The sequence below is a fragment of the Arthrobacter humicola genome (assembly GCF_022803015.1).
In the GTDB taxonomy this organism is placed as follows: domain Bacteria; phylum Actinomycetota; class Actinomycetes; order Actinomycetales; family Micrococcaceae; genus Arthrobacter; species Arthrobacter humicola_A.
On record NZ_JAFKON010000002.1, the window covers coordinates 1 to 13,644 of the forward strand.

At 66.9% G+C, this 13,644-nt stretch carries 16 protein-coding genes; 5 read left to right on the top strand and 11 right to left on the bottom strand.

Going from position 1 to position 13,644, the window contains the following annotated elements:
• Positions 1 to 285 precede the first annotated feature (285 nt).
• The 3 genes from rpsN to rpmB are packed head-to-tail and all read right to left on the bottom strand — an operon-like array spanning position 286 to position 999.
• Positions 286 to 591, bottom strand: a complete 306-nt coding sequence (rpsN, locus tag ARTB_RS04945) for a 30S ribosomal protein S14 (protein ID WP_026266887.1) — start codon at positions 589 to 591, stop codon at positions 286 to 288.
• Positions 592 to 595: 4 nt separating this feature from the next.
• Positions 596 to 763, bottom strand: coding sequence for a 50S ribosomal protein L33 (gene rpmG, locus ARTB_RS04950; protein WP_003798558.1), 168 nt, complete (start codon positions 761 to 763; stop codon positions 596 to 598).
• Positions 763 to 999 carry a 50S ribosomal protein L28 gene (rpmB, locus tag ARTB_RS04955; protein ID WP_011693744.1) on the bottom strand — a complete coding sequence of 79 codons (237 nt, stop codon included), beginning with the start codon at positions 997 to 999 and terminating at the stop codon, positions 763 to 765. The genes rpmG and rpmB overlap by 1 nt, the downstream gene beginning before the upstream one ends.
• 504 nt (positions 1,000 to 1,503) lie before the next feature.
• On the opposite strand from rpmB, the gene ARTB_RS04960 reads away from it, so the two are divergent.
• Genes ARTB_RS04960 through ARTB_RS04970 form a run of 3 tightly spaced genes read left to right on the top strand, consistent with a single transcriptional unit; the run spans position 1,504 to position 4,269 of the window.
• Positions 1,504 to 2,946, top strand: coding sequence for a ferredoxin reductase family protein (locus ARTB_RS04960; protein ID WP_243178006.1), 1,443 nt, complete (start codon positions 1,504 to 1,506; stop codon positions 2,944 to 2,946).
• Complete coding sequence (locus ARTB_RS04965) at positions 2,943 to 3,458, top strand: FMN-binding protein (RefSeq protein WP_243178007.1); 516 nt, start codon at positions 2,943 to 2,945, stop codon at positions 3,456 to 3,458. Before ARTB_RS04960 ends, ARTB_RS04965 begins: the two co-directional genes overlap by 4 nt.
• A gap of 40 nt (positions 3,459 to 3,498) precedes the next feature.
• Entirely contained in the window at positions 3,499 to 4,269 is a 771-nt protein-coding gene (locus ARTB_RS04970; RefSeq protein WP_243178372.1) for an FAD:protein FMN transferase, read from the top strand.
• 9 nt (positions 4,270 to 4,278) lie between these two features.
• On the opposite strand, the gene ARTB_RS04975 is transcribed toward ARTB_RS04970, so the two are convergent.
• Together ARTB_RS04975 and ARTB_RS04980 are read right to left on the bottom strand one after the other, a co-directional pair.
• Positions 4,279 to 5,040 carry an SGNH/GDSL hydrolase family protein gene (locus ARTB_RS04975; RefSeq protein WP_028276862.1) on the bottom strand — a complete coding sequence of 254 codons (762 nt, stop codon included), beginning with the start codon at positions 5,038 to 5,040 and terminating at the stop codon, positions 4,279 to 4,281.
• An 82-nt stretch (positions 5,041 to 5,122) separates the two neighbouring features.
• Positions 5,123 to 5,602, bottom strand: a complete 480-nt coding sequence (locus ARTB_RS04980; RefSeq protein ID WP_243178008.1) for a MarR family winged helix-turn-helix transcriptional regulator — start codon at positions 5,600 to 5,602, stop codon at positions 5,123 to 5,125.
• Positions 5,603 to 5,704: 102 nt separating this feature from the next.
• On the opposite strand from ARTB_RS04980, the gene ARTB_RS04985 reads away from it, so the two are divergent.
• On the top strand, positions 5,705 to 5,992 hold the full coding sequence (locus tag ARTB_RS04985) for a YciI family protein (RefSeq protein WP_018776102.1): 288 nt from the start codon (positions 5,705 to 5,707) through the stop codon (positions 5,990 to 5,992).
• Between the two features lie 10 nt (positions 5,993 to 6,002).
• Here the strand turns inward: ARTB_RS04985 and ARTB_RS04990 are convergent, their stop codons facing one another.
• The 6 genes from ARTB_RS04990 to ARTB_RS05015 all read right to left on the bottom strand — a co-directional run bounded on the left by ARTB_RS04990 (position 6,003) and on the right by ARTB_RS05015 (position 12,603).
• A complete protein-coding gene (locus ARTB_RS04990) occupies positions 6,003 to 6,857 on the bottom strand; it encodes an SGNH/GDSL hydrolase family protein (RefSeq protein WP_243178009.1) in 855 nt (284 codons plus the stop codon).
• Positions 6,858 to 7,294: 437 nt separating this feature from the next.
• A complete protein-coding gene (locus tag ARTB_RS04995; RefSeq protein WP_243178010.1) occupies positions 7,295 to 8,302 on the bottom strand; it encodes a siderophore-interacting protein in 1,008 nt (335 codons plus the stop codon).
• 119 nt (positions 8,303 to 8,421) lie between these two features.
• Positions 8,422 to 9,252, bottom strand: coding sequence for an ABC transporter ATP-binding protein (locus tag ARTB_RS05000; protein ID WP_243178011.1), 831 nt, complete (start codon positions 9,250 to 9,252; stop codon positions 8,422 to 8,424).
• A gap of 1 nt (position 9,253) precedes the next feature.
• Positions 9,254 to 10,276 carry a FecCD family ABC transporter permease gene (locus ARTB_RS05005; protein ID WP_243178374.1) on the bottom strand — a complete coding sequence of 341 codons (1,023 nt, stop codon included), beginning with the start codon at positions 10,274 to 10,276 and terminating at the stop codon, positions 9,254 to 9,256.
• A gap of 134 nt (positions 10,277 to 10,410) precedes the next feature.
• On the bottom strand, positions 10,411 to 11,487 hold the full coding sequence (locus tag ARTB_RS05010) for a FecCD family ABC transporter permease (RefSeq protein WP_243178012.1): 1,077 nt from the start codon (positions 11,485 to 11,487) through the stop codon (positions 10,411 to 10,413).
• 9 nt (positions 11,488 to 11,496) lie between these two features.
• Entirely contained in the window at positions 11,497 to 12,603 is a 1,107-nt protein-coding gene (locus tag ARTB_RS05015; protein WP_243178013.1) for an iron-siderophore ABC transporter substrate-binding protein, read from the bottom strand.
• 535 nt (positions 12,604 to 13,138) lie between these two features.
• On the opposite strand from ARTB_RS05015, the gene ARTB_RS05020 reads away from it, so the two are divergent.
• Positions 13,139 to 13,633: an FBP domain-containing protein gene (locus ARTB_RS05020; protein ID WP_243178014.1), complete on the top strand. Its 495-nt coding sequence runs from the start codon at positions 13,139 to 13,141 to the stop codon at positions 13,631 to 13,633.
• Positions 13,634 to 13,644: the final 11 nt, after the last annotated feature.

Consider the following 13,644-nt stretch of genomic DNA (forward strand, 5'->3'; position numbering starts at 1 on the left):
AGCATTTCCGCTGGTCTCCCTCGCGGCGACTTAGAAAACAATACACCCACCACGCCCCCACCGCAACTCCACCCCCCACACCCACCCCACCACCCAAAAACCCCGCCACCACAACCCAAAACCACCCAACCAGGCCCGCCGGCGTCGTAAGCCCGCAGTGTGTGGTGCGTCACCGCCGAAGGGAACAGTGGGGGCGTGAAACCGCCAAGTCCTTAAACGCGAGAAGGGCCGGCAACCAAATGGTTGCCGGCCCTTCTTCAAGCCACTGGCTTCAGGAGTACTGAATTACCAGGAAGACTTCGTGATGCCCGGGAGCTCACCGCGGTGAGCCATGTCGCGGAAGCGAACACGGGAGATGCCGAACTTCTGGAAGGTACCGCGCGGACGGCCATCGATGATGTCGCGGTTACGCAGACGTACCGGCGAGGCGTTGCGGGGCAGCTTCTGCAGGCCGAGGCGTGCAGCTTCGCGTACTTCGTCGGTTGAGTTGGGATCAACCAGGGCCTTCTTCAGTTCGAGGCGCTTTGCAGCGTAACGCTCGACGATGACTTTACGCTGTTCGTTCTTAGCGATCATTGACTTCTTAGCCATGTGTTTAGCGCTCCTCTCGGAATTCGACGTGCTGGCGGATTTTGGGGTCGTACTTCTTCAGGACCAGACGGTCCGGGTCGTTACGACGGTTCTTGCGCGTCACGTAGGTGTAGCCCGTGCCCGCGGTCGACTTCAGCTTGATGATCGGACGTACGTCCTTATCCTTTGCCATTAGAGCTTCACTCCTCGTGCCAGGATGGCGGCGACGACTACGTCAATGCCGCGTACGTCGATGGTCTTGATGCCACGTGCAGAGACCTGCAGGGTGACATTGCGGCGCAGGGACGGAACCCAGTAGCGCTTCTTCTGGATGTTCGGGTCGAACCGGCGCTTGTTGCGACGGTGCGAGTGCGAAATGCTGTGTCCAAAGCCCGGCTCGGCTCCGGTCACCTGGCAGTGTGCTGCCATGACGACTCTCCTCAAAAAATAAATGAAACGGCTAACGGAGTTCCCGTTGACCGTGCGTTGGGCGGCGTCCGCATCCGGCTCCCTCCCCCAACCGTCGTTGTCCGCGGGATTCAGGCAGACGGCACAAACCGTCTGGTTCCTCACTGCGGCGAAGATTGTGGGCCACGGGCACCTGGCGCCAGCGGTCTGTTGGACCGTCATTGCGAAGTGCCGGGATGCTGGGCGAATACAGGAATGCGCGCAACTTGAGCCCCTAACTACCGGCCTCCAGGCCGTCGATTTTTCAGACGGGTCCTGCCAACCGGAGCAATTGCACACGCTCCGCGCCACCTAGCGCCTACCAAGTCTACGAGTTCGGCGATTTAAAGACCAATCCGTCGCTGAATGGTGTATAGGGCGGTGGCCCCCAGCCAGGGCAGGCGTGGGGGCGGTGCCGTCCCAGGTCATATGCCCGACGAAGGCTTTTCACAGCGAAATGATAGGCAGCGGGGCAATTCTGGATCCATGAACACACAACTTCTGACGAACCGTCCCGGGATTCGCCGCAGCTCCGGCGGCGCTGTGAACCCCTTCAGGGCGCAGTACCGCCGGCGGTTGCTAAGAGCGGATCTGCTGACGGTCCTTTTCTGGGCGTCGCTGGCCGGCGCGGTCGCCTTGTGGCTGGCCGACGGCGGAATGGCCGGCTTCGCGACTCCAGCCGGTTCCTTCACCGCGCTGGGGATTGTGGCCGGCCTCGCCGGCATGGACCTGGTGCTTCTCATGCTGCTGCTGGCGGCCCGAATCCCACTCATCGACCAGACAGTCGGCCACGACCGCGCCCTTGAGTTTCACCGCAAGCTGGGCAAACCGGCCCTGTACCTGCTGCTGGCGCACGGAGTCCTCATTGCGATCGGCTACGGCATGGCGGAAGGGCTGGACCCCGTCAGCGAGTCGGTTGCCCTCTGGGTCCTTGTGCCTGACATGTGGCTGGCCTACATTTCCATGCTCTTGTTCATCGCCGTCGTCGTCACCTCCCTGGTAGCCGTCCGACGTCGGTTCCCTTACGAATTCTGGTACGCCGTCCACCTCCTGACCTACGCGGCCGTCCTGACCTCGCTCCCCCACCAGTTCAGTGTGGGCGCTCTCTTTGCCGAGGGAACCTGGCAGCGCTGGTACTGGCTGGCCCTCTGCATCGCGACCGGCGCCGCACTTCTCTACTTCCGGGTGGTCCAGCCTGTGGTGGCAACATTCAGGCACCAGTTGACCGTCAAGCGTGTGGTGCGGGTGGCCCCCGGAGTGGTCAGCATTGAAATGTCCGGCCTTCGACTGGACGAGCTGGCGGGCAGTGGCGGCCGGTTCTTTATCTGGCGGTTCCTGGCTCCCGGCCTGTGGTGGCATCCGCATCCGTTCAGCCTGTCCGCCGAACCCGTCCATTTCGACGCCGCCGGCCAGGGCACGCTGAGGATCACTGTCCGCAACCTGGGCAAGGGGTCATCCCAGCTGGCGTCGCTGAAGCCCGGCACCAAAGTGGCAGTGGAGGGACCGTACGGGCTGTTCAGCACGTCCGCGCGGAGCCGCAACCATGTGGTCATGGTGGGAGCCGGAATTGGCATCACGCCGGTTCGTGCCCTGCTGGAGAGCACGCCGTTCCAGCCCGGCAACGCCACTGTCATCCTCCGCGGCCACAGCGAATCCGAGCTCTACCTTGGCGAGGAGATCCTCGATCTCTGCCGGCGCCGCGGCGCCACGCTCTTCCACTTGACCGGCTCCCGCCCGGCCGGCGTCCAGACCTGGCTTCCGGAGCACGCCGCCCGTGCCGGCCACCGGCTTGCCAGTTATGACCCGAAGATCGCCGACGCCGACGTGTACGTCTGCGGCCCCTCCGTCTGGGCACACAACGTGCTTGAGGACGCCCGCGCAGCCGGCGTCCGGGAAGACCAAATCCACTACGAAAGGTTCGACTGGTGAGAACCCGCGCAGCAGTTTCAGCCGCCCTGGCGTCCGCCGGCATCCTCATCGCCGGCTGGCAGTCCGGCGTCCATGTAGCCGATACCGGCAGCTCCGTCGCAAGCGCGGCGGCCGGGACCACCGGGGCCACGGGTTCGTCCGGCTCAAGCGGAACGTCCAGCTCCAGCGGGACGTCCGACTCAACAGCTTCGTCCGGCGCGTCGGGGGCGGGCACCACAGGGGCCTCGGCCAAGGCCGTAGGGACGTACCCTGGCTCGGTCGTCCAGACCCGCTTCGGCTCCGTCCAGGTGCAGATCACCGTGCAGGCCGGGAAGATCACCGACGTCACGGCGCTCCAGCTGACCGATGCTGAACGCAAGTCCGTGCAGATCAGCAACCGGGCGGCCCCGATCCTGCGCGACGAGGTGCTCCAGGCCCAGTCCGCGGACGTGCAGACCATCAGTGGTGCCACGGTGACCTCCGAGGCGTACTTGAACTCCCTGCAGGCGGCCCTCGATGCAGCCAACCTCTGAGCTGGGCGGCTCTGCCCTGCAGGCCAGGACGTTTGGCTCGATGGGCACCGTTATCAGCCTGACCGTTCCAGCGGGGGCCGTCCCGGGAACTGCGGGCGGGGAGGGCGGGCTCGACGCCGCAAGCGCCGCCGTCGAGCGCGTCTTTGACGGGTTGGACGAAACGTTCAGCCTGTACCGTCCCGACTCCGAGGCGAGCCGGCTGGCGCGCGGGGAGCTTTCCCTGCGGGACTCATCCGCCGCGATGCGGGACCGCTACGCGGAGGCGCTCAGCTGGCGGCTCAGGACGGAGGGCGCGTTCTCCCCGGAACGGCCCGACGGCGTGCTGGACCTTTCGGGGCTTATCAAGGGCTACGCCATCGGACAGGCCGGTGAGGCATTGCGGAGCCGCGGGATCACCGACTGGTGCCTGAATGCCGGCGGCGACATACTGGTGATGGGCTCGCCCGTGCCGGGCAGCGGAACCGCGTGGGCGGCCGGCGTCGTTGACCCGATGGACCGCTCGGCGTTGCTTGCCGCCTACGAGCTGGGCGGACCTGGCACCCGGTGCGCCCTTGCGACGTCGGGCTCAGCGGAGCGGGGTGACCATATCTGGGCAGCGGGAGCCGGAAGCCGGACCGCGGGCTTCTCCGGCGCCGGGTTCGCCCAGGTCTCCGTGGCCGCGGCAGACATTGTCACCGCCGATGTGCTCGCGACGGCCATCGTGGCCGGCGGGACCGCGATGCTGCACCGGGCCACGGACGGTTGGGAGATCGATGTCCTCGCCGTCCGCCGCAACGGGGAACTGCTCGCGACGCCGGGGTTCCGCGCCTAGGGTGCCGTTCTAGAGGTGGGTCAGCTGGCCGTACTTCGGCTCCAGGCCGTCGCCGGACGACTTGCCGGTGACGCGCCGGACAACCCACGGGCCAGCGAATTCGCGGACCCACCGGGCATTCGCGCGGAGGGCGTCCACCCGGCTCAGCTCAGGAACCGGCGTCATGGGCGGGACGTCAATCGAGTGCTCGTGTGCCAGCACCGTGAGGACGCGCTTGGCCATGTTCGCGTGGCCGGCGGCAGACATGTGCATCCGGTCCGTGGCCCACATGCCCCAGTCGTAGTACTCGCTGAAACGCCAGTAGTCGACCAGCAGGGCCCCGTGGTCCCCGGCGATGCCGCGAACCAGTTCGTTGTAGATGGCCGTACGGCCGCGCATGGTGCCGAAAATCTTGGAGCCCCGCGCGTCGAAGCCGGTGAACATCACCACGGTGGCGCCGGTGGCCGTGAGCTTGCGGATCCCGGCATCGTATTCGGCCAGCAGGTCATCGATGTCGACCTTGGGCCGGAGGATGTCGTTGGCGCCAGCGTAGATGCTGACCAGGGTGGGATGGAGGGCGACGGCGGCATCGACCTGTTCGGCCAGGATCTGGCGGAGTTTCCGGCCGCGGATGGCAAGATTCGCGTACCCGAAGCCGGGATCGGCGGCGCCAAGCCCCTCTGCCACCCGGTCCGCCCAGCCCCGGACGCCGTTGGGCCGGGTAGGGTCGTCGTCGCCGACGCCTTCCGTAAAGGAGTCTCCAAGAGCTACGTAGCGGGACGTGAAATCCATGGATCCAGTCTGCCAGCAGTTGCCGTGAGCAACAAAGACGGGGATGCCCGACGTCGGACTGCGGCGCCTTCGGCTGTCGCGCTTAGATGCCGCGCAGGATCCAGTGGTCGTCGTCGAGTCGGGCCACGATCTTTTCGCCGATCCGGGCCAGGTCCGCGACGTCCTCGGGGCTCAGGGCGTCGAGGAACAGTGAGCGGACCGCCTCGACATGGCCCGGGGCGAGTTTCACAATCGTCTGCATCCCGGCATCGGTCAGGTGGGCCGTGGTCACGCGGGCGTCGCCGGGGTGCGGCCTGCGCTCCAGCCAGCCGCGGTTCTGCAGCTTGGTGACCACATGCGAGAGCCGGGACAGGGAGGCGCTGGTGCGCGCGGCGAGCTCACTCATGGGCAGGAAGCGCCCTTCGGCCTCGGAAAGCATCGCCAGCACGTTGTAGTCGAACAGGGAAAGCTTGCCCGCGGCGTGGAGCTGGGTGTCCAGGGCGGCCGGCAGCATGGTGTTGATGCTGAGCTGGGCCAGCCAGGCCCGGCGTTCGTCTGCGTTGAGCCAGCGGGGTTCGGTCATGGCTACATTCTAGGAGACTAGAAGCTTGACGATTCAACTTCAGCCGGGCATTTCCGGAAAACTTCCCGCCTGTCCGTGGCCAGCTACCGGTAGGCTGGCCGCATGTACGTAGTCTCCCTGACATACAAAGTCCCCGAGGACATTGTGGAGTTCCATCTTCCGGCGCACGTTACGTGGCTGCAGGCAGCCTTCGACGACGGCGTCTTCATGGTCGCGGGGCGCAAAATCCCCCGCACCGGCGGTCTGTTGCTCTCGAACGCGGACCGGGCCAGCCTTGACGCCGCACTGGCCAAGGACCCCTTCTACGTCAACGGTGTGGCTGAATTCGAGGTCATGGAATTCCACGCCAACCGGGTGGCTCCGGGCTACGAAAACCTGCTGGACAGCTGAGTCCCGGCGGCTACCTGGCGCCGGGCTGGCCGATGGCACGCTGGTCGTGCAGCAGTTTCTTCAAGCCGCCCTTGCGCGGGACCCGCACGGGTTCGGGCCAGCGCGGCCGGAGCTGATCGCCGAGGGTTACGCCGCGGAGCTTCCGCCCGAACAACGGCAATACCCAGTCGCGGACCCAGCGGCGCTGCCGGCGTTCCCACTCCCGCAGGCCCGGTTTCACGGGCGGTTCCCAATCCCTGGGTTTGATCTTGTGCGGCACGCCGAGGTGGTCCAGAACCTGTGAGGCGAGGTATTTGTGGCCTGCCTTGGACATATGCAGCCGGTCCGAATCCCACATCCGCGGGTCATGGAAGGCGTCGAAGCACCAGTAGTCCACCAGCACCGCGCCGTAGCGGCCGGCGATCTCGCGGACGCGCCGGTTATAGACGGCGTTGCGTTTCTTCAGCGGCTCCAGCAGCGCGGAGACCTTGACGTCGAAGCCGGTGAAGAGCACCAGGGTTGCCCCCGTGCCGGCGAGCGCAGCCACCAGGGACTCGTAGTCCCGCATGAGGGCCCCGATGTCCGTGCCGAAATCCAGGATGTCGTTGCCGCCCGCGTAGAGCGTGACGAGGGTCGGCTCCATGGCCACGGCGGGACCGAGCTGTTCGCCGGCGATGTGGCGCAGCCGTTTGCTGCGGATGGCCAAATTGGCGTACTCCCACCCCGGCTGCGCCTTGGCCAGCTTCTCCGCAACCCGGTCCGCCCAGCCCCGCACGCCATTGGGGAAGCGGGAATCGTAGTCCCCCACACCCTCGGTGAAGGAATCCCCCAAGGCAACAAAGACCCGCCGCCCGCCACGATCCGGAAGCAAAGGAATTGAATCCACCCGTCCAAACTAACCCCCGCAAAAAGCGGCCAGGGAAAGGGAGAGTTAACCCAAGGTGAGAACGGCACCGCGTGCAGCAGCGGCCGGCTTGCGTAGGAGCGCACCGAACGTGAGCCGAGCGCAAGGCCCTGCCGCCTCTTTGCAGGGAACGCACCGAACGTGAGCCACCCCCAAGACCGCCAGGCCGACGCCGGTGCTTTGCGAAGGAGCGCATCGCCGACCAGAGCCGAGAGAGGCCGCCCGCGGCGGCGGGAGGAAGGGCGGACCCGAGGGCCCCGAACTGAGCTTGCGAAGTTTGGGAAGGGTCCAACCGCTAAGCGACGGCAAAGCAGCGGTGGCGGGTGAAGCCCGGAAGAACTTGCGGAAGCGTCGCAGCAGGAACCGCAGGACCTGCAGGAGCGTCGGGGTGAGAACCGCAGGACCTGAGGGAGCGTCGGTTAGAGCTCGGCTTTCCCCTGCCGCCAGTACCCCATGAACGCGACCTGTTTCCGGTCAATCCCCACGTCCCGCACCAAGTACCGCCGCAACTCCTTGACGGTGCCCGCTTCGCCGGCGATCCAGGCGTAGAACGGCAGTGCCCCGGCGGGTTTGTCAGGGTTCTTGCCGGCTCCGATCGTCGCGGCGTCCATCCGGGCGGGGGTCTCCCAGAGGATGTCCTGGTCCACGTTCACGTCATCGGGTTCGGGCCCTGCCCCGCCGCCGGCAGCCTTGATGCCCACCCAGCCGGGTTCGGGAACGGCGGTGCGGACGGCTTCCTGCAGGAGTTCGCCGTGCGGACGTGAGCGGCCGATCAAGGCGCCGCGTGCCAGCCAGGTGATTTCGACGTCGGCGTCGGACCTCAGGTCCAGGAAGTCGCCGGGCTCGGGGACCTCCAGGAACGCATGTCCGCTGATGTACGACGGGAGGCTTTCCAGGATGGCGCTGATGGCCGGGACAGCGGTCTCGTCACCGGCAAGCAGTACGCGCTGGGCCAGGCCCGGCCGCCATTCGATGCCGGAGTAGGTCTCCGCCGTGACACAGTGCGCGGCCCGGTTGTTGGGTCCAATGAGGGTGAGGGCGTCGCCGGGCCTGGCGTTCAGGGCCCAGTTCGCGGCGGCTCCGCCGTTTCCGGCGGCGTCGAAGTGCATGACAAAGTCGACGTCGATCTCCGGATACACGGAGTCGAGGCGTTCCTGCCGCACTGTGTAGGTGCGCATGGAGCCACGGATCGCGGGATCCATGGCCAGCCATTCCTGGTGCCAGCCGGACTGCTCCGTGTGGAACACCGGCAGTGGCAGCTGGGTGCCGTCCCCGGCAAGGGACGGGATCATCAGCTTCACGCGCAGGTCCAGGGTTTCGCCGTGGACGCCGAAGCCACGCAGGGAGTACCCGCCGAAGGTGACCCGGCGGAAGTTGGGGCTGAGCTCCTGCACTGCGGCGACCGTCACGTCGAACGCCAGGGTCATTGGTTGGGTGGGCGGCTGGTTGCTTACGCCAGAGGGCGTATGGCGTACCCGCGACTGGCTGATGTCTGCTGCCGTGCCGCCTGTTGCACTGCCGGCTGTTGCACTGCTGTTAACTGCCCTCATGGGACCAACTCCAGGGTTGCTGTTTCTGATTTTGGGAACTCGGCGTGGTGCCGGCCGAGCGGGATGATCAACGGCGTGCCGGAAATGGGGTCGGGCAGCACCCGCGAGTCCAGGCCGAAGACGTCTCGGACCAGGTCCTCGGTGACGACGTCGGCGGAGGTGCCCTCGGCCACGATCCGTCCGCCTTTCATGGCGATGATGTGGTCCGCATACCGGGCCGCCAGGTTCAGGTCGTGCAGGACGATTGCCACGGTGGTGCCGCGGCGCCGGTTCAGGTCCGTGATCAGGTCCAGGACCTCCACCTGGTGGGCCAGGTCCAGGTAGGTGGTTGGCTCGTCGAGCAGCAGAATGTCGGTTTCCTGGGCCAGCGCCATCGCGATCCAGACGCGCTGGCGCTGCCCGCCCGAGAGTTCGTCGACGTTGCGTTCGGCGAGCTCCAGGGTTTCGGTGGCTTCCAGCGCACGGTGCACAGCGAGATCGTCACCCGCGCTCCAGCTGCGGAAGAACCCCTGGTGCGGGTAGCGTCCGCGGCCCACGAGATCCCGGACCAGAATGCCGTCGGGGGCGGTGGGGTGCTGCGGGAGCAGGCCGAGGATGCGGGCGAGTTCCTTGGCCGGGCGGGAATGGATGTCCTTGCCGTCGAGGGTCACGGTGCCGCCGGCCGGCTTCAGCAGCCTGGACAGGCCGCGGAGGAGCGTGGATTTGCCGCAGGCGTTGGCGCCCACGATCATTGTCACCTTCCCCTCGGGAATCTCCGCCGTGAGGCCTTCCACCACCCGGCGCTGGTCGTACTGCAGCGTCAGGTCCTTGGCGTTGAGAACTGCCATATCAGGCGTCCTTTCGGTTGGCCGTGACCAGGAGCCACAGCAGGAACGGTGCTCCCAGCGCGCCGGTGACCACACCGACGGGAAGGACGGTGCCGTCCAGCAGCAGGGGGGCGATGTTGGCGGCGAAGTAGTCGGCGGCCAGGACAATCAGGGCGCCGACGAACGCGCCGGCCGGAAGACTGGCCTTGCCCGTGAAGCGGCGCGCGATGGGGCCGGCCAGGAAGGCGACGAAGGCCACGGGCCCGGCAGCTGCAGTGGCGACGGCGGCGAGGGCGACGGCAACGGCCACCACGCCCAGCCGGGTGATGCCCACCCGGATGCCGAGTCCGGCGGCGGCGTCGTCTCCGAGTTCCAGGATGCGCAGCGGGCCGGCGAGGACGGCGGCGGCGGGCACCAGGACCAGCAGCGCCAGGGCCAGCACTCCGGCACGGTCCCAGCTGGCGGAATTCAGGGATCCGTTCAGCCAGATCAGGGCCTCGGCCGCGGTGCGGATATCGGCCCGCGTCATGAGGAAGGTGGTCACGGCGTTCAGTGCGGCGGCAATGCCGATGCCGGCCAGGATGAGCCGGCTTCCGGCTGCGTTGGCGTGATTGCCGCCGCCTGATCCGGGGGAACCGTTCCGCGAGATTGTGTAAATCAGGACGGCTACCGCCATGGCCCCGCACAGTGCCGCGCCGGACACCGCCGCTCCGGAGGCGCCGAAAACGACGATGGCGGTGACGGCGGCCGCGCTGGCCCCGTAGCTGATGCCGATCACGTCGGGACTGGCCAGTGGATTGCGCAGCATCGTCTGGAACAGGGTGCCCGAGAGCCCGAAGGCAATGCCGATCATGGTGCCGATGACTGCCCGCGGCAGCTTGGTTTCCATCACGATGAAGCTGGCGCCGGGGATCCGCTCGCCACCGGTGAGGCGGGCCGTGAGGATCCTGACGAAGTCCGGGACGGTGACGGTGTAGCTGCCCAGCAGGATGCTGACGGCGAAGAGCACAATGACGGCGAAGGCCAGCAGGGCCGTCCGGCCCATCAACGCACTGCCTATTAACACACTGCGCGGCGGCCCCACATTGGCGCGGACCGGGCCGGCGGGATCGGCCAGTTCGCACTCCGCGGGGGCGTTCTCCCCCAGCTCGCGCTTGACGTTGGCGAGGTCTGCCTTGCTCACAGCCCTGCCCCCTTCCCGCGGCGGACCAGCCACACAAAGACAGGCGCACCCACCAGCGCCGTCATGATGCCCGCCGGGACTTCGCCGGGCAGCAGGATGACACGGCCCACCACGTCCGACAGCAGGAGCAGCACCGGTGCCAGGACCAGCGAGAACGGCAGGATCCACCGGTAGTCCGGGCCGGTCAGGAAGCGGACGGCGTGCGGAATCACCAGGCCGACGAAACCGATCGGCCCGGTCAGCGCCGTGGCCGAGCCGCAGAGCAGCACAATGCCCAGCGCGGTGACGGCGCGGACCAGTCCGACGCGCTGACCCAGGCCGCGGGCGATGTCATCCCCGAGGGCCAGGCTGTTAAGGATCCGTCCGGTGAACAGGACAATCAGCGCCCCGGCGGCCAGGAACGGCAGCCCGGGCAGCACCACTGACCAGTCCCGGCCGGCGATCCCGCCGACCTGCCAGAAACGGAACCGGTCCAGGGTGTCCTGGCTGGAGACCAGGACGACGTTCATCAGCGAATACAGCCCCGCGCTCAGGGCCGCGCCGGCCAGTGCCAGTTTGACCGGCGTCGCGCCTTCCCTGCCAAGCGACGCGATCAGGTAGACGACGACGGCGGCTGCCGCGGAGCCGATGAACGCGAACCAGATGTAGCCGGTCAGGGACGAGACGCCGAAGACGTAGATCCCGGTGACGACGGCGAGGGCCGCGCCGGCGTTGACACCGATGATGCCCGGGTCGGCGAGCGGGTTACGGGCCACCCCCTGCATGGCCGCGCCGGCCAGTCCGAGGGCGCCGCCGGCGAGCAGGCCCAGCACGGTGCGGGGGATGCGGGCGTGGATGACGGCGTGGTTGCCGTCAGCGGGGTCGAACTGCGTCAGGGCCTGCCAGACGGTGCCGAGGGGTACCCCCCGCGCACCGACAGCCAGGGACGCCGCGCAGACCAGGACTAGTACGACGATGGCGGCCAGCAGCCAGACGGCCTGTTTGGCGGGGGCTTTCTTCCCGGGGGCGACAGGTGCGCCGGGCACACTGCCGGCGGGCGCCGTCGCCGGCGCCGTCGCCGTCCTGATTGTCATGGATGCGTGCTATTTCGCTGCGGTGGCGACTTTGTCCGCGGCGCCGGCCAGCTGGGGGAGGAACGTGTCCAGGGACCACGGCAGGCTCAGCGGCGACGAAGCGGAGATGGACAGGGTCAGCATGTTGTTCGAGTCGGCAACCAGCGCGCCGGTCTTGATGGCCGGGATCTGGCCCAGCAGCGGGCAAGCCTTGATGGAGTCGGTGGTGGCGGCATCCGGCACCCAGGTCACGAAGATGTCCGAAGTGAGTTCGTTGGCTTTTTCGGCGGACCACGGGATGAAGAATTCCTTGGAGCCCTTGGAGTTGTCCTCGACAACGGATGCGAGCTTCATGCCGATTTCGTTGAGGAAGCGGGGACGGTTGTCGTTGGCGGTGTAGACGTTGACGCCGTCGCTCTTGTCCGGTTCCAGGTTGCCGTAGATGAAGGTCTTTCCGGCGATCTGGGGGTACTTGGAGACCTTGTCCTTGATCGTGGCCTCGGTGTCGGAGACCAGCTTGGCAGCTTCGGCTTCCTTGCCAAGGGCCTTGCCGATGATGGTGGTGGAGTCCTGCCACGGCGTGCCGTAGGCCAGCTCCGGGTGCGCCACGACGGGGGCGATTTCGCTGAGCTTTTTGTAGTCCTCCTCCGTCAGGCCGGAGTAGGCGCCGAGGATGACGTCCGGGTTCAGCTTGGCGATCTCGGTGAAGTTGATGCCGTCAGCCTCGGAGAACTGGACGGGGGCCTTCGCGGAACCGAAACCGGCGCCGAGCTCTTCCAGTGCGGCGTCCTTCCACGGCGTGGAGCCCTTGTCATTACCGCCCCATTCGTTCTTGGGCACGCCCACGGGAACCACGCCGAGGGCGATCGCGACGTCGTCGTTGACCCAGGAAACGGTGACCACGCGCTTGGGCTGTTCCTTGATGGTGGTCTCGCCGAAGACGTGCTTGATGGTCACCGGGAAGGCTGTGCTGACCGGCTGGGAGGGAGCGTCCGCCGCCGTCGAGCCGGCAGGTCCGGTAGAGCAGGCGGTCAGGGTCAGCGCGACGGCGGCCAGAAGGGCTGCGGCCCGCACTGCGCTCTTGCGGCGGCGGCCGGCGGGGCGGCCGCCTGAACGGGTGAAAAGGGCGGAAGCCACGGAACTCCTTAGGTAAGTGATGCAAACCTAAGTAAGGCTAGCCTACCCTTTGTGCAATTAAGAAAGGTTTGAGTAACTTAATTATCTCAATTGCCCTGTGAAGTGCACCGGAGCATCGATGCGCCCCGCGTTGCACCATTAAAGACGTTGCACCACTCAAGGCGTTGCACCACTCAAGGCACAGCCACCCGGTGCGGGATGCGAACTGGACACGAATCCCGGGCTTTGCAAGGATGGCCTCGCCGGATAATCGGAACCGGCGATGTGTTGGGACGGGGGAAGTGAGCATGGACATCGCGACGATGACTGCTGCCACGGTTAGCGGGGTGGCCGCTGTGGCCTGCTCCGCGCCCTCGCTCCTGCCAGCCCGGCCCGCGCAGGCCCTTCCCGCGGAGTCCCGAACCAGCACGGACTAGTCCCGCGAGACGCCTTGCCCCACACCGGAGTCGCGGGCTGGCAGTCTTCTGCCCACAATCCGCCTGGCGGGCCGCGCGCCCGTCTGGCCGGAGCCATCCGATTTTCGAAAGTGTCCGTCATGCAAAAAATCACGGCGCAGCAGATCCGCTCGTCCTTCATCAACGCGAGCCGCTCAGAAGCCGCCAAACTCAATCTGCCCAAGAGCTTCGACACCCTGGATTGGGAAGCATTGGACTTCCTGGCCTGGCGGGACGCGAAGATGCCACTCCGCGGCTATCTCGTGGTGCAGGGGCCGAAGGGTCCCACTGGCATCATGCTCCGGGCCCCTGAAGGCGGGGCCAAGAAGAACCGTTCCGTGCTCTGCGAGCTGTGCCGGGACGTGTTCTCCAAGGACGACGTCCTGCTGTGGGTGGCCAAGCGCGCCGGGCAGTCCGGCCGCAACGGCAACACGCTGGGCACCCTGATCTGCGCCGATTTCCTGTGCTGCCGCAATGTCAGGGTGGAGCCTGCGGCCAACGAGATCAACCCGGACCCGGCCGCGGTCGTGCTGCGGCAGATCGAAGGGCTGGTGGCCCGCACAGCCCAGTTCGTGGAGCGCGTCCAAGGCAACTAGCCCCGACACAA